12 protein-coding genes are annotated in these 15,148 nt (G+C 55.6%); 10 read left to right on the forward strand and 2 right to left on the reverse strand.

The genetic code is table 11. From position 1 onward, the window contains the following. Window positions 1-7: 7 nt before the first annotated feature. The 10 genes from ileS to DIT71_RS15915 all read left to right on the forward strand — a co-directional run bounded on the left by ileS (window position 8) and on the right by DIT71_RS15915 (window position 13,005). Window positions 8-2,827, forward strand: coding sequence for an isoleucine--tRNA ligase (ileS, locus tag DIT71_RS15870; RefSeq protein WP_114614204.1), 2,820 nt, complete (start codon window positions 8-10; stop codon window positions 2,825-2,827). A gap of 25 nt (window positions 2,828-2,852) precedes the next feature. Beyond that, window positions 2,853-3,359 carry a signal peptidase II gene (lspA, locus tag DIT71_RS15875; RefSeq protein ID WP_114614205.1) on the forward strand — a complete coding sequence of 169 codons (507 nt, stop codon included), beginning with the start codon at window positions 2,853-2,855 and terminating at the stop codon, window positions 3,357-3,359. A gap of 25 nt (window positions 3,360-3,384) precedes the next feature. Further along, on the forward strand, window positions 3,385-3,837 hold the full coding sequence (gene fkpB, locus DIT71_RS15880) for an FKBP-type peptidyl-prolyl cis-trans isomerase (RefSeq protein WP_114614206.1): 453 nt from the start codon (window positions 3,385-3,387) through the stop codon (window positions 3,835-3,837). 169 nt (window positions 3,838-4,006) lie between these two features. Beyond that, window positions 4,007-4,960: a 4-hydroxy-3-methylbut-2-enyl diphosphate reductase gene (gene ispH / locus DIT71_RS15885; RefSeq protein WP_114614207.1), complete on the forward strand. Its 954-nt coding sequence runs from the start codon at window positions 4,007-4,009 to the stop codon at window positions 4,958-4,960. Between the two features lie 199 nt (window positions 4,961-5,159). After that, window positions 5,160-5,645, forward strand: coding sequence for a GspH/FimT family pseudopilin (locus DIT71_RS15890; protein ID WP_114614232.1), 486 nt, complete (start codon window positions 5,160-5,162; stop codon window positions 5,643-5,645). Beyond that, window positions 5,642-6,121, forward strand: coding sequence for a type IV pilus modification protein PilV (gene pilV / locus DIT71_RS15895; RefSeq protein WP_114614208.1), 480 nt, complete (start codon window positions 5,642-5,644; stop codon window positions 6,119-6,121). The genes DIT71_RS15890 and pilV overlap by 4 nt, the downstream gene beginning before the upstream one ends. Next, window positions 6,118-7,224 carry a PilW family protein gene (locus DIT71_RS15900; protein ID WP_199491035.1) on the forward strand — a complete coding sequence of 369 codons (1,107 nt, stop codon included), beginning with the start codon at window positions 6,118-6,120 and terminating at the stop codon, window positions 7,222-7,224. Before pilV ends, DIT71_RS15900 begins: the two co-directional genes overlap by 4 nt. A 40-nt stretch (window positions 7,225-7,264) precedes the next feature. Then, a complete protein-coding gene (locus DIT71_RS17945; protein WP_199491036.1) occupies window positions 7,265-7,765 on the forward strand; it encodes a pilus assembly PilX family protein in 501 nt (166 codons plus the stop codon). A 34-nt stretch (window positions 7,766-7,799) separates the two neighbouring features. After that, complete coding sequence (locus DIT71_RS15910) at window positions 7,800-12,521, forward strand: pilus assembly protein (RefSeq protein ID WP_114614209.1); 4,722 nt, start codon at window positions 7,800-7,802, stop codon at window positions 12,519-12,521. A gap of 10 nt (window positions 12,522-12,531) precedes the next feature. After that, complete coding sequence (locus DIT71_RS15915; protein WP_280114364.1) at window positions 12,532-13,005, forward strand: type IV pilin protein; 474 nt, start codon at window positions 12,532-12,534, stop codon at window positions 13,003-13,005. A gap of 14 nt (window positions 13,006-13,019) precedes the next feature. Here DIT71_RS15915 and DIT71_RS15920 read toward each other — a convergent pair whose 3' ends face one another. Then, window positions 13,020-13,592 carry a GspH/FimT family pseudopilin gene (locus tag DIT71_RS15920; RefSeq protein WP_114614210.1) on the reverse strand — a complete coding sequence of 191 codons (573 nt, stop codon included), beginning with the start codon at window positions 13,590-13,592 and terminating at the stop codon, window positions 13,020-13,022. A 118-nt stretch (window positions 13,593-13,710) separates the two neighbouring features. Then, entirely contained in the window at window positions 13,711-15,099 is a 1,389-nt protein-coding gene (locus tag DIT71_RS15925) for a sigma-54-dependent transcriptional regulator (RefSeq protein WP_114614211.1), read from the reverse strand. Window positions 15,100-15,148 lie beyond the last annotated feature (49 nt).

The following is a 15,148-nucleotide window of genomic DNA, read 5'->3' on the forward strand; positions in this document are numbered from 1 at the left end:
CTTTACCATGAGCGACTACAAGCACACCCTGAATCTGCCTGAAACCGCCTTTCCCATGCGCGGTAACCTCGCCAAGCGGGAGCCGGACATGCTCAAGCGCTGGCAGGACCTGGACGTCTACGGCACCCTGCGCCAGCAGCGGGAAGGCAGGGAAAAGTTCATCCTTCACGATGGCCCTCCCTACGCCAACGGCAGCATTCATATCGGTCATGCGGTCAACAAGATTCTCAAGGACATGATCGTCAAGTCCCGCAGCTTCATGGGCTTTGACGCGCCCTACGTGCCCGGCTGGGACTGCCATGGCCTGCCTATCGAACACAAGGTGGAGCAGGAGATTGGCAAGGCCGGGGTAAAGGTGGATTACAAGACCTTCCGCCAGGCCTGCCGTGACTACGCCACCAGGCAGATTGCCGGCCAGAAAGAGGACTTTATCCGCCTGGGTGTGATGGGTGAGTGGGACAAGCCCTACCTGACCATGGACCCGAAAGTGGAAGCGGGTATTGTGCGGGCCCTGGGTAAAATCGTTGCCAAAGGCCACCTGGTTCGCGGTTTCAAGCCGGTTTACTGGAGCGTGGTGGGTCAGTCTGCGCTGGCGGAAGCCGAAGTGGAGTACCAGGACAAGGTCTCGGTACAGATTGACGTTCGCTTCACGGTAGTGGATCAGGCGCGGGTGCTGGACCTGTTTGGTACGGATAAAGGTGAGGGCGATGTATCGGTCGTGATCTGGACCACCACCCCCTGGACCATCCCGGCCAACCAGGCGGTTTCCATCCACCCGGAGCTGGAATACGCCCTGGTGCAGGTAGATGCTGGCCAGGGCCCCGAGCGGATGATCGTGGCGGCGGAAATGGTCGATGACATCATGTCGCGCTGGGGTGTGGAGACGTATGAGGTTCTGGCGACGGTTCCCGGTGCCAGTCTGGAAAAACTGCCCCTCCAGCATCCTGTTTATGACAAGCAGGTGCCGCTGATTCTCGGTGATCACGTATCCACGGACGCCGGTACCGGTGTTGTTCACACCGCGCCCGATCACGGCATGGAAGACTTTGAAGTGGGCAAGGCCTACGGCATTGGCACCATCAGCCTGGTCAAGGCTGACGGCACCTACACCCAGGCCGCCGGTGAGTTTGCAGGTGTGCACGTGTACAAGGCTGATGACCCGGTCTGTTCCGCTCTGGAGAGGGAGGGCAAGCTGGTCCGGGCCGAGAAGTTCAGCCACAGCTACCCCCACTGCTGGCGCACCAAGACGCCATTGATCTATCGTGCCACGCCCCAGTGGTTCATCAGCATGGATAAGGAAAACCTCCGTGACGACGCCCTGGAAGCGATCAAGGGCGTGCGCTGGGTTCCCGCCTGGGGGCAGAACCGCATCGAGGCGATGTTCAGGCAATCACCGGACTGGTGCGTCTCGCGTCAGCGCACCTGGGGCGTGCCGATCACCCTGTTTATCCATAAGGAAACCCAGGAACTGCATCCGGACACCCGCAACCTGATCGAGGCGGTGGCGAAGGAAATCGAGAAGGGCGGCATTGACGCCTGGTACGATATCGACACCTCAGAACTCCTGGGCAGCGACGCCGAGCAGTATGAAAAGGTCACCGATACCCTGGACGTATGGTTTGATTCGGGTGTGACCCACGAGTCCGTACTGCGCCCCCGCAAGGAGCTGGGCCAGTTCCCGGCGGACCTTTACCTGGAAGGCTCTGACCAGCACCGGGGGTGGTTCCAGTCGTCCCTGAAAACCTCCATTGCGATGAACGGCGTGGCCCCGTACAAGCAGGTGCTGACCCATGGCTTTACCGTGGACGGCAAGGGCCGCAAGATGTCCAAGTCCCTGGGTAATGTGATTGCGCCCCAGGAAGTAATGAACGAACTGGGTGCGGATATCCTGCGCCTGTGGGTGTCAGCCACCGACTACAGCGGTGAAATGACGGTTTCCAAGGATATCCTCAAACAGACGGCCGACGGCTATCGCCGCATCCGTAACACCGCCCGCTTCCTGCTCAGCAACCTGACCGGTTTCGATCCGGAGCAGCACTCCGTGGCCCCGGAGAACATGATTGCCCTCGATCGCTGGATGGTCGACAAGGCCCTGCAGCTGCAGGCGGAGCTGCATGAGGATTATGAGAACTACGCGTTCCTGCGCATTTACCAGAAAGTGTACAACTTCTGCGAGGCCACCCTGGGCGGCTTCTACCTGGACATCATCAAGGATCGCCAGTACACCACCCAGGCCGACAGCCGCGAGCGCCGCTCCTGCCAGACCGCCCTTTATCATGTGGCGGAAGCCCTGGTGCGCTGGATTGCGCCGATCCTCAGCTTCACCGCCGACGAGATCTGGCAGCACCTGCCGGGCAGTCGAGGCGATACCGTGTTCTACGAAACCTGGTATGAGGGGCTGACCCCGCTGCCGGCGGATGCGGAGCTCGGCCGTGATTACTGGAGCCGTATCGCCAGCGTCAAGGAAGCCGTGAACAAGCGCCTGGAAGAGGCCCGCGGCCGTGGTGAAATCAAGGGTTCGCTCAGTGCGGAAGTCACACTGTATTGCGACGGTGATCTGGCGAACGACCTCAACTATCTGGGCGAAGAGTTGCGCTTTGTGCTCATTACCTCTGAAGCCACGGTGAAACCGGCGGCTGAAGCCGCTGATGCAGAACAGACCGCCCATGAAGGTTTGTGGGTGCAAGTGACCCCGGCTACCTATGCCAAGTGCGAGCGCTGCTGGCATCATCGGCCGGATGTTGGTCAGAACGAGAAGTACAGCGATCTGTGCGGCCGTTGTGTCATTAACGTGGAAGGGCAGGGCGAGTCCCGTTCTTTTGCCTGATGGAAGCCGGGCTGTGGAAAGCGTAATGAAGGATACAGAAACCACCGGCTCCCAACTCCGCTGGCTCTGGCTGGCGGTTCTGGTGATCGTGCTGGACCTGGGGACCAAGGCCATGGCCACCGCGATGCTGAGCTATGGCAACCCGGTGCCGGTGATGCCCATGTTCAATCTGACGTTGCTTCACAATACGGGAGCCGCGTTCAGTTTCCTGGCCGGTGCGGCGGGCTGGCAGCGCTGGTTCTTTATTACCCTGGCGCTGGTGGTCAGTGTTGTGCTGGTGTTCTGGTTAAAATCCCTGCGCCGGTATGAAACCTGGTCGGCCATTGCCATCGTATTAATCCTCGGTGGCGCCCTGGGCAACGTGTATGACCGCATTGTTCATGGCTATGTGGTGGATTTCCTGCATTTCTACTGGAACAACTACCACTTTCCCGCCTTCAACATTGCCGACACCGCAATCACCATTGGTGCCTGCATGATGATTCTCGATATTTTCCGCAAGCCCCGGGAACCAGATGGTAATCCGGAGTGAAGGAAGACAGGAGCGATAGCTGCCAATGAAAGAACTTCCCGTAGATCAGGGTACCCGCGTCACACTCAACTTCGCACTGAAATTCAGTGACGGTGAGATCATTGATTCCACTTTCGAGAAAGAGCCAGCAACGCTGGAGATCGGTGACGAGAATCTGCCCGAGAATTTCGAAGCCTATCTCATGGGCATGAAGGCCGGCGACCGGAACAGCTACGAAGTGCCTCCGGAGAGAGCATTTGGCCAGCATAACCCGAACAATGTGCAGACCTTCAAACGCAGCGAGTTCAGTGCGGACATGGTGCTGGAGAAGGGCGTTATGATCTCGTTTGCCGATGCTCGCCAGAGTGAGTTGCCGGGCATGGTCAGCCGCGTGGAGGGGGACCAGGTTGAGGTGGACTTTAATCACCCTCTGGCGGGGCGTACACTGACGTTTGAAGTGGAAATTATTGATGTGGAGCCTGTGGGGGCTGCCCATTAAGTGACTGGTCTCTCGGCCTTGGCTCATGTCAGCAAGTGGGAAGAGCTTTCAGGGATACGCTGTGAATACGTCCGTGTACGCTCGACAAAAACATCCTTGTTTTTGACGATCCCTGAAAGCTCTCCCCACTTGCTTTCGCCGACTTTTTCGATATCTCAGGGCAATGTTTATGCAAATTCGACTCGCTAATCCCCGTGGCTTCTGTGCCGGTGTCGACCGTGCCATCGAAATTGTGAACCGTGCCCTGGATGTGTTTGGCGCGCCGATCTACGTGCGCCATGAAGTGGTGCACAACAAGTTTGTGGTGGATAACCTGCGCGCGCGCGGTGCCGTTTTTGTGGATGAGCTGGAAGAAGTGCCGGACGACAGACTGGTGATCTTCAGTGCTCACGGGGTGTCTCAGGCGGTTCAGAACGAAGCAGCTCGCCGCGGGCTGAAGGTGTTCGATGCGACCTGCCCGCTGGTGACCAAAGTGCACCTGGAAGTAATGAAGTACAGCCGCGAGGGGCGCGAGTGCATTCTGATTGGCCACCATGGCCACCCGGAAGTGGAGGGCACCATGGGGCAGTATGACCACAGCAACGGTGGTGAGATATATCTCGTGGAAGATGAGAAAGACGTCGCCGAGCTGGCAGTCAAAGACCCCGCAAAACTGTCCTATGTCACCCAGACCACGCTTTCCATGGACGACACCGCCCGCGTGATTGATGCCCTCAGGGATAAGTTCCCTGAGATCCAGGGCCCCCGCAAGGATGACATCTGTTACGCCACCCAGAACCGCCAGGACGCGGTGAAACAGCTGGCCGGCGACTGCGACCTGATGCTGGTGGTGGGCTCCCCGAACAGCTCCAACTCCAACCGCCTGCGTGAGCTGGCGGAGCGCATGGGCACGCCCGCCTACCTGATCGACGAGGCCTCACAGATTGAACCGCAATGGCTGGAGGGTAAAACCTCTATTGGCGTGACGGCCGGTGCCTCTGCACCGGAGGTGTTGGTGAATGATGTGATTGCCAGGCTTCGTGAGCTCGGTGGGGAGCTACCGCAAGAAATCGCCGGGCGTGAGGAAAATATTGTGTTTTCCATGCCTCGGGAGCTCAGGATTGATGCGGTAGAGGTGCAATAAGATAACTACATGCCCAGCCGCCCGGTTGGGCATGCCTATGCCAGCGCTTCATTCGAATTGTCTCCCCAAATTTGATGCTGCTCACAAATAAGTGTGAGTTCCTACCGCTTATCTTTTATCTTTTGCCGCTCGTCGCAATGCCCTCGTCAGTGAATGTCCGCTCTTTTATGCTCCATTAAGATAAATTTAGGATGCTGCCATGACTGACCGAAGTGCCCTAAGAGGTTTTACTCTCATCGAGCTGATGGTGGTTGTTGCTGTTCTGGCAATTGTTGCGACGGTTGCTGTGCCGTCTTTTCGGCAAGTCATTGAGAACAATCGCCTGGCCACAGAATCCAACCGCCTTTTTTCTGCAATGAGTTTCGCCCGCAGTGAAGCCGTGCGGGTTGGTGATGACGTGTCACTGAGTGCTAGGACCGGCGGTTTTGACGCCGGTTGGTGCGTGCATCTGGGCGCTGATTGTTCGGGCACTGACATCCTTCGCCAATTTGATGCGGGTAATCAACTGGATTACACCGCAAGCGCAAGCACGCTGACGTTTAATGCTCGGGGTGAAATGACCAATGCTGCCTTTCAGGTGAGTCTTGAACCAGTAGGCTGTGAAACAGGAGAAACGGACAAAATGCGAACTGTCACGGTCTCACTGTCCGGGCGTGCGTCGATTCAGGCGGGGGACTGTACATGAGTCAAAATTTTCGCAGAAGTAGGCACGCGTTGCGTTTTGTTTCCACTCAGCAATCCGGCTTTGGTTTGATTGAAATATTGGTAGCCCTACTTATTCTTGCTATCGGGCTGCTAGGTATGGCGTCTCTACAGACTGCCAGCCTCCAGCAGACAACTGGCAGCCAAGCGCGAACGCAAGCTATTTTTCTCGCGGAGGATCTCGTAGAGCGCATCAGGGCAAATCGCCAGAACATAAACGATTATGCACTTATAGACCCCGATGCCGTGGCCTGCAACACCGGTTTTGCTATTGATAATTCCGGAGTCGCAGAAGATGACCTTGATGAATGGCGCAACTCGCTTGCTTGTTTATTACCAGGGGGGAACGGCGAAGTGTCTGTGAATGGCAACAGGGTCACCGTGGATTTGATGTGGAGCTCGCGAGAGGACGTGGCTGATCTGGATGACGGTGCGCTGACTCTGGAGGTCGCGTTGTGAAAACAATTCCTAAACCATTGGTTGGCGCCCGGCGTCAGTCCGGTCTCTCGCTGATCGAACTGATGATCGCTCTGGCTCTGGGTCTAGTTTTGACGCTAGGCGTGGTGCAGATTTTCCTGGGCTCCAGCCAGACCTATCGCCTGAGTGATGCTCTCGGCAAAGTTCAGGAAAACGTTCGATTCTCGCTGGGCACTCTGCAGTTCGACGCTCGTATGGCTGGGCATTTCGGCTGTTTGATTGGAGAACCGTTCAATAATTTGGACCAGACTGATGCTGCGTATGATCCGACTATCTATGAGAACGGTGCAGTGATCGGCTGGGATGCGGCAAGCACTGGACTTGGCGACGAATTCACCATAACCACTCTCGAAGCGAGTGGGTCTGCCTGGTCGAATGGGACCGGCGATACCATTCCTACCGATATCCAGGGTCAAATCATCCCGGGGACTGATTTCCTGGTGCTGAGCGGCGGTCAACGGGCTGATGTCGACCTGGATGGTAATCCGGGTGGTGACGGTAACACTCTCGGAACTGATGGCAACTCCAATATTCCGGCTGGGACAATTCTTACGGTCGTCGCCAGTGACTGCAGTGGAGGCGACCTTTTTCAAAAAACAAACAACACCAACTCTGGTGGGCTCACAAAAGGCTCCGGTGGAAGTCCAGGCAACGTTACCCCCGTCAATGAAAAATTTAATGGTGATTATGACGACGAGGCCGGCATCTATATATTTAGCAGCACCGCATATTTCATCGGTGAAGGCGCCAGCGGAGAGCCTGCCCTGTTCCGTGAACGCCTGGATGCGGGCGCCACTGGCGCAGTGGAACTCGCCGAAGGCGTCGAGAATATGCAGATTCTTTATGGTGTCGCGACGGGCGCTGATCGTGCAGCCGATCGTTACGTGACTGCAGCCAATGTGACCAATTGGGATCAGGTCGTCAGTGTACGCATGGCTCTGTTGTTCCGCACAGGCGACCGCATTACCGACGAAGAATCGGCACGCGCGTTCAATCTTGCGGGGACGGAAATTACCACGCAGTCTGACCGACGGTCACGAGTAGTTGGTTTGTCTACCGTTGGTATTCGGAACAGGTTGGAGTAACGCAATGCAGAATCGGTTTTTGTGTCGGTGGAATAGTTCGATGGCGCGCCAGAAGGGGAGTGTGCTCCTGGTTTCATTGATCATGCTTTTGTTGCTTACGCTTGTCGCGGTCGCGGGCATGCAAGGCACCATCCTGCAGGAGCGTATGACGGGCAACCTTCGGGACAGGGATCTCGCATTCCAAGCAGCGGAAGCTGCGCTTCGTGAGGCAGAAGCGTTCATTCGGAATAATCCAACACCGGCGACGATCTACGACAATAGCAACGGGCTATACCAGATAAATGCCATTAACACACCGGATTGGAGCACGCGTAACACCGCCCCAGGCAACGGTGCAAAAACTTACGCAGGTAATTTCCCGGGTGTGGCCGCGCAACCACAATATTATATTGAAGAAATCAGCACTGTGCAGCCCTCTGGAACAGAAACGGAAGCAGGCACGGCTACACCGCCGCCGCCATTTTTCAGGATTACGGCATTGGGCACTGGCGGGTCAGCCTCAACGCAGGTGGTCTTAACAAGTGTGTACCGTACTCAGTGACAGAGGCGGCAAACCTTTGAAGAGGAATTTCGTGATGGATAATCGAACAATCTATATGAGAGCGGGTCACGCCCTGACTGGATTGGTCGCAGCCGCCGCGCTTTTGTTGACGTCCTTCTCTACGGCGAATGCAACGGTCGCTCAGACCCCGCTGTTCCTGACTCAGGGCGTAGAGCCCCAAGTCATGCTCTCTCTGTCCAACGACCACCAGCTGTTCTTCGAAGCCTATCCGGACTACCTGGATCTCGACGGCAATGGGCAGGCGGACCAGACCTACAATCATGACAACGACTATTACGGTTATTTCGACAGCTATAAGTGCTACAACTACGATGCCAGTACGTCACGGTACGAGCCTGCGGCCATCACCAGCGACAAATACTGTGATTCAGTCAGTGGTAACTGGAGTGGTAACTTTCTCAACTATCTGACCATGTCCAGAATGGATGTGGTGCGCAAAATTCTTTTCGGAGGCTTCCGCCGCACAGATACTGATTCACTCACTGTACTTGAACGCGCCTATATTCCTACCGACGGTCACTCCTGGGTTCGCTATTACAATGGCAGTGACTTGAACCAGCTTTCGCCGTTCACCAGTCCCAATGAAGTTATCTCGACCAGTGCTTCGACGCTCACCGTCGGGACTGGAAGCAAAACCATAACATTGGATACTAACCGGACCGAATTTTTCGATTCCGTCGAGACCGGAGATCAGATACTGGCCTATCAGGGAACTACATCTGGAGTCGTCAGACCAGACTTGGGAGATCCCGGCGCAACGCCCCTGATGTTGGGACGATTAACGGGAACTGATTCTGGCAACAATCGGATCACCGTTGAGGTTAAGGGTGTCAATCAGAGTGGCTCTGATTTTACAGGTTGGACCGTTGTGAACCTGTCACGCAGTGGGGTGAGTTTCTGCAATACCACCAACAACTCTTCGCTGAATGATGGTGAGCGTGTTCCTGCTGATAGACCACCAAGGATGAGTGTTGCCAGCGGCAACTACAGTCTTTGGAATGCTAACGAGCGATATCAGTGTCGTTGGTCTAGTGAGGTTTCGGGTAACCAGGGAGTAAACGGCAATAACATCGGCATTTCAGAATTCGCCGCCAATGCCCGGAGCCCTGATCGAGACGATGTCGGTTTGGGAGAAAAGGATTACACCGTTCGAGTTGAAGTTTGCGATTCTGACCTGATCCATAAGGAGCGTTGCAAACAGTATCCGGGGGGCAATTACAAGCCGGTTGGTCTGCTTCAGCAGTATGGCGATGACGAGGAAATCCTGTTTGGTCTACTGAGCGGCAGTTACGAGAGAAACAAATCGGGCGGTGTGCTCAGAAAGAACGTGTCCGAATTCAGTGATGAAGTGAATGTGGGCACTGACGGGACTTTCACGACACCTCCATCACTCGGTAACATCGTTGACTCCCTGAGCGTTCTCAGAATGTACGGGTACGCTACAGATGGTGTTTACGATCGTGATTCTGAGAACTGCCCATTCCAATTGGCCTCCTTCGAGGATGGCGTCTGCATGGGATGGGGAAACCCCCAGTCCGAGATTTTTCTGGAAGCCGTGCGGTATTTTACCGGAAGTGACCCCAGCCCGGCGTTTACCCAAGACATTGGGACCACAGACCAGTTGACTGGTTTGAATGTTCAGTCCTGGAACGACACTCTTTCCACCGACAATTATTGCGCGCCTCTGAATATAATCAACTTCAATGGAAGCGTTGCTTCTTATGACCGAGATCAACTGGGTTCGGTGTCTGACATTCCCGGGCTCACAGACGTGGCATCACTTCGCAGTATTGTCGATGAGATTGGTGCCTCGGAAGGCATAAACGGGAACAACTGGTTTATCGGCGAAAACGACACCGATACCAACCAGCTTTGTACTTCCAAAACCTTGGGGAGCCTTGCCGACGCCGTTGGTCTGTGTCCGGAAGCGCCCCGGCTGTCAGGTGGCTATGACGCCGTTGGTCTGGCCCATCATGCCTATACCGAAGACTTGCGCCCAGTTCTGCAGGGCGATCAGAACATCAAAACCTTTGCGGTGGCGTTGGCGCCGGCTGTTCCCCGGATCGATATTCCTCTGCCCGGCACGTCGGAGACCGCCGTCACTATATTGCCGGCGTGTCGTAACGCTTCCATTGGTGGTAACTGTGCCATTGTGGACTTCAAGGTGGTGCGCCAGGATCTGGAAAATGGCACCGGGAAGTTCCTGGTGAACTGGGAAGACAGTGAGCAGGGCGGTGACTACGACCAGGACATGTGGGGCGTCATTGATTACACCATCACTGATAGCACGCTGGCGGTTACAACCAGGACCGCTCAGGAGTCCACATCCGGGCGACTCGGTTTTGGTTACGTGCTCAGTGGTACCACTCAGGACGGTTTTCATGCGCACTCCGGTATTCTGGGATTCGACTACACCGATCCGACGGGCGTGCTTGGATGCGATGACTGTCAGGTTAACGATGAGGCTACGTTAGTAACCTACGACCTGAACACTAGTGGTGCGTCGGATGGTCTTCTGCAAAACCCGATGTTTTACGCTGCCAAATGGGGCGGGTACGACAAGCAGGCGAATTTCCCGACCGATCCTGAATCCTGGGACGCCAACAATGACGGCCTGCCGGACAACTATTATTTTGCGATTGACCCATCGAAGCTGGCCACGGATCTGGAATTGGTCTTTGCTGATATCCTGCGTTCTTCTTCTGCCGCAGCGTCAGTAGCGGCAAGCTCCTCAAGCCTGAGCACGGATACGGCGGTTTATCAGGCCTCATTCAACAGTGAAAACTGGAGCGGTGATCTGCGTGCTTTCTCGATCGAGTCGGATGGTACTGTTGCCGACATCTTTGATTGGAGCGCAGCCACTGAATTGGACAACCTCTCCCTGGGTGAAGTAAATACGAGGAACATCATTACCAACGATCCTGTGTCCGATGTGGATGCAGTCGATGGGGAGCTTTTGTCTGCCTCCGGTAAGGCGTTCCTGTGGGATGAGCTGGATGCCGATCAGAAGCTTGCGTTGCGCCAGAACCTGGACGGTACCCAGACCAGTGAAACGATTGGTGAGCAGCGGGTTAATTACCTTCGTGGCGACCGCTCTAATGAGCAAACACTGACCAATCCGAGTGGTGTTTTCAGGGAGCGAGACAGTCGACTTGGAGATATCATCAACTCCAATCCACAGTACGTTTTCCGGCAGAACTTTGGCTATGCGGGCCTCGATAATATCTCTGCTTTCTCCACGGTGACCGACTACAACGCTTTCCGGGCATCTGCCGCCTATCAGAGCCGTCCGCCTGTGGTGGTCGTTGGCGCCAATGACGGTATGCTGCATGGATTCAATGCTTCTTCAGGCGCAGATGCCGGTAAAGAACTCTTTGCTTACGTTCCATCCGACATCATGGGGAATCTGGCTGAGTTGACTGAAAATGGCTACACCCATAGATACTATGTTGACGGTTCTCCACGCGTTGCGGACGCGTGGCTCGGCTCAACGCTGGGTTGGAGAACCCTGGCAGTCGGCTCGACCGGTGCCGGTGGTGAAAGCGTTTTTGCGTTGGACATTACCGCCCCGGAAAACGTCTCGGAAAATCAGTTCCTCTGGGAGTTCTCGCACCCGGATATGGGTCGTACGCTTCAGCAGCCGTCCATTGCGCCGATGCCGAATGGCCAGTTCGCAGTCATTGTCTCAAGTGGGTTTTCCGATTCGGCGGCTGCCGGCAGCGGCAAGATATGGGTGCTCGATGCTGCAACAGGACGACCGATTGAAACCTTTTCTTTGCCTAACAGCGGTCAGCTTGGGTCTCCGCTGGCCGTCGACCTGGACAACAACCGGGTCGTGGATCGAATTTACGTGGGAGACTCGTTGGGCAAGCTCTGGCGAATCGATACTGAGGGAACGAGCCCATCCAATTGGGGGGTTCCGAATGATCTCCGGGTAAGCTCTGAACTGGTTCCACTGTTTACTGCACCGTCTGGTCAACCAATCACAGCTCCGCTGACTTCGGCATTCAACAAGGAAGGCGAACACATGGTGTTTTTCGGAACGGGCAGTTTCCTTCGCCAGGGTGATAATGTCGTTGGTGTGGATCCTCAGATTCAGGCGTTCTATGGCATCATTGATGATGATGAATCACCAGAAACCTTGGAGGTGAGCGATCTGCTTGAACAGGAGATACTTACGCGAGTTGATGAGGTTGAGCAAACCGATGAAGACGGTAATCCCGTCATCTTTGATGTTGGCTTGACCTTTATCTCTGACAATCAGCTGACTAATGAAAGGGGCTGGCACATTGACTTGGTCTGGGATTCGGCGAACGGCGGCCCCGGCCCCCAAGGCGAACGTGTGACATCCCGAGCGCTCGTCAGAGGTGATCGTGTGATCTTCACCAGTCTTATCCCGTCTTCAGATGCATGCTCTGCCGGCGGCACCAGTTGGCTCTATGAAGTTAATACTCTGAGCGGAAGTCGGCTGTCCTACTCGGTTTTCGATATTAATAACGATGGAAAATTCGACAGTAATGACTTCGTGACCATCGCGATCGATGGTGAAGAATTCACGGTTCCGCCGTCTGGTCTTGATCCCGACATTGGTATAATCAACACTCCAACGGTTTTGACAGATCCACAGACTGGTGATGAACGAAAGATTTTCACCGGCTCATCCGGCCAGATCATAAGCGTGCCAGAAGCCGGCTCAATCAGTCGCGGCCGGCAGAACTGGGAACAGATTCGCTAACTCCGGAGCATTGCCGGCAGGTGGTGTTGTCGCCGGCAATGCTCATTTGAGAGGTCTTAAAAAAATGTATCACAGGGCAAAGAAGCAGCAGGGATTTACGCTGATTGAGTTGATGATTGTGGTTGCCATCATCGGCATACTGGCGGCAATCGCCTATCCTTCCTACCAAAGCTACGTCGAGAAAACCCGACGAGGCCAGGCTCAGGCAGACTTGCTTGAGCTTGTTCAGCTGATGGAGCGTCGCTACTCGAACGGGTTTGATTACCGAAAAGCAGATGGCAATGCACCGGATCTTCCCTTCACTGTCTCGCCGAGAGAGGGAAACCCAGCCGCTTACGACATATCATTCTCGGGGAACGTTACAACAGATTCCTTTACCTTACAGGCAGTGCCCCGATCGATTCAGTCGAGCGATGACTGCGGCACCATGACAATCGACGAGCAGGGTAATCGTACTGCTTCAGAAACCGGTTGTTGGCAATAGTTTTCGCGTGTTGATCACGGACACACCAGAGGTTGTCCCTGAGAATTTTCTTTTACGCCATCCTCATCTGAATCTCGGGCCCACGTAATCCTGCCTCCGAAATTCATTCTGAGCTGAATTGCCCCGGATGGGTTATGACTGATTGGACACCAGATCAGATTACCTAGCGTACCCCTGGCAGTACCATTGGCATTGTATTGAAAATAGCGTCTTTCTGACTGGCCTGAGTTGCTGGCGGTAAGAAAGCCATTGTCCGGAACGTCAAAGACTCGAATAACCTCTGTGCCAACGGTCAAAGCCCGCGCATTCATTGGATCCAGGAATACCGTTATCGGGAGGTCCCAGTTCTGGGAACAGTTCTGGTTCTCGTCAAGCGGGCACACGGTGGTGATCTCGTTTACTGTCACGGCACTGCTGCGGGCTGAAGCAAAGGCTTGGGAGAGCGTCGACTGAACCGCATAGCGAGTGTGCCGCTCTATCAGGGCTTTCCAGGTCCCGGACACACTGGCGGTGATTACCGCGACCACGGCGACAACAATCATAAGTTCTAGCAGCGTAAATCCACGCTGAATATGAGAGGGAATCATCCATGACTCCTGTTGAGAGCATTTCCGTTGCGGACGGCCATAAACCGTCGGTGAACAATTTACCGATGTTGCTTTGTTATTACAGCGGCATTTCGACTATCTAGCTGTAGGATTTCTCTCACTCCATCCCCAGTTTCTTCAATCGATACCTCAACGCCCGAAAACTGATCCCCAATCGTTTGGCCGCGGCCGTCTTGTTCCAGCGGGTTGCCGCGAGGGCTTTTTCAATGGCCTGGCGCTCGATGGATTCCAGGTAGTTTTCCAGATCAATCTCACCTTCGGGCAGGGTCAGCGGCTCGTGTTCTGTGGCGGGTGTTCCCGTGCTACCTGCACCCGATAATCCACTGGGCGCAGGGCCGTTGCCGATGTGAAGGTCTTCCGGGCCGATCAGGTCGGCGTCGCACAGGGTAAAGGCACGCTCCAGAATGTTTTCCAGCTCCCGCACATTGCCCGGAAAGTCATGATCTTTCAGGCGGTCGATGGCATCCGGAGTCAGCGCTGCGGGTTCGCACTCGTATTCCCGGGCAATGCGCTGGAGTATGTGGTTTGCAAGCAGGCTGATGTCGTCCGGTCTGTCCCGTAGCGCGGGTACCGATAGCTCGATGACGTTGATGCGGTAAAACAGGTCCTGGCGAAACTCGCCGTTCTGGACAAGCCCCGGCAGGTCTTTGTGGGTGGCGCTGAGCAGGCGGATATCCACCGCCACCTCTTTGGTGTCGCCAACCGGCCGAACGGCTTTTTCCTGAATGGCTCGCAGCAGTTTTACCTGCATGGCCAGTGGCAGATCGGCGACTTCGTCCAGAAACAGCGTGCCGCCGTCGGCCGATCGGAACAGGCCGTCCTTGTTGTCCACGGCGCCGGTAAAACTGCCTTTCTTGTGGCCGAAGAACTCGCTTTCCATGAGCTCGGACGGTATTGCGCCGCAGTTGACCGCGATAAAGGGCTTGTCCCGGCGCGGGCCTTGCAGATGAATCATGCGTGCCACCAGCTCCTTGCCGCTGCCTGACTCGCCACTGATGAACACTGGCGCCTGGCTGCGGGCGAGCTTGCGTACCTGGGTTCTCAGGCGTTTGATTTCAGCGGAATTGCCCAACAACAGGCCAGGCTCGTCGGCGGAGGCTTCGGTCCCGGAATCCGGTTCCGAGAGCTTCAGGGCACTGTTGACCAGTTCGCGCAGGCGCGGTAGCTCAACGGGTTTGGAAACAAAATCGAAAGCGCCGGCCTTGAGGGATTCGATCGCCGTGTCCATGTTGCCATAGGCCGTGATGACCGCCACCGGGGTGTTTGGCGAATGCTGCTGGATCCACTGCACCAACTCGATGCCGTTGCCGTCCGGCAGGTTCATGTCGGTCAGGCAGAGCTGTGGTCGGTGCTCACCCAGAAGTTTCCTGGCGCTGGTAACGTCCGGCGCGGTCAGCGTGTTAATGCCCATGCGGGTGAGGGTGATTTCCAGCAGATCCCGGATGTCGGGTTCGTCGTCTACGATCAGCGCTGTGTGAGTGGTCATTGGATTGTTGTTGGGTCCATGTCGTTGTTCAGACTACCGGTGTCCGGAT

This window comes from Marinobacter vulgaris, assembly GCF_003344045.1.
GTDB lineage: Bacteria > Pseudomonadota > Gammaproteobacteria > Pseudomonadales > Oleiphilaceae > Marinobacter > Marinobacter vulgaris.

What these genes read in the sequence shown, in the direction of transcription:
- ileS (WP_114614204.1), top strand. Translation starts at nt 8, where the DNA reads ATGAGCGACTACAAGCACACCCTGAATCTGCCTGAAACCGCCTTTCCC.
- lspA (WP_114614205.1), top strand. Translation starts at nt 2,853, where the DNA reads ATGAAGGATACAGAAACCACCGGCTCCCAACTCCGCTGGCTCTGGCTG.
- fkpB (WP_114614206.1), top strand. Translation starts at nt 3,385, where the DNA reads ATGAAAGAACTTCCCGTAGATCAGGGTACCCGCGTCACACTCAACTTC.
- ispH (WP_114614207.1), top strand. Translation starts at nt 4,007, where the DNA reads ATGCAAATTCGACTCGCTAATCCCCGTGGCTTCTGTGCCGGTGTCGAC.
- DIT71_RS15890 (WP_114614232.1), top strand. Translation starts at nt 5,160, where the DNA reads ATGACTGACCGAAGTGCCCTAAGAGGTTTTACTCTCATCGAGCTGATG.
- pilV (WP_114614208.1), top strand. Translation starts at nt 5,642, where the DNA reads ATGAGTCAAAATTTTCGCAGAAGTAGGCACGCGTTGCGTTTTGTTTCC.
- DIT71_RS17945 (WP_199491036.1), top strand. Translation starts at nt 7,265, where the DNA reads ATGGCGCGCCAGAAGGGGAGTGTGCTCCTGGTTTCATTGATCATGCTT.
- DIT71_RS15910 (WP_114614209.1), top strand. Translation starts at nt 7,800, where the DNA reads ATGGATAATCGAACAATCTATATGAGAGCGGGTCACGCCCTGACTGGA.
- DIT71_RS15920 (WP_114614210.1), bottom strand. Translation starts at nt 13,592, where the DNA reads ATGATTCCCTCTCATATTCAGCGTGGATTTACGCTGCTAGAACTTATG.
- DIT71_RS15925 (WP_114614211.1), bottom strand. Translation starts at nt 15,099, where the DNA reads ATGACCACTCACACAGCGCTGATCGTAGACGACGAACCCGACATCCGG.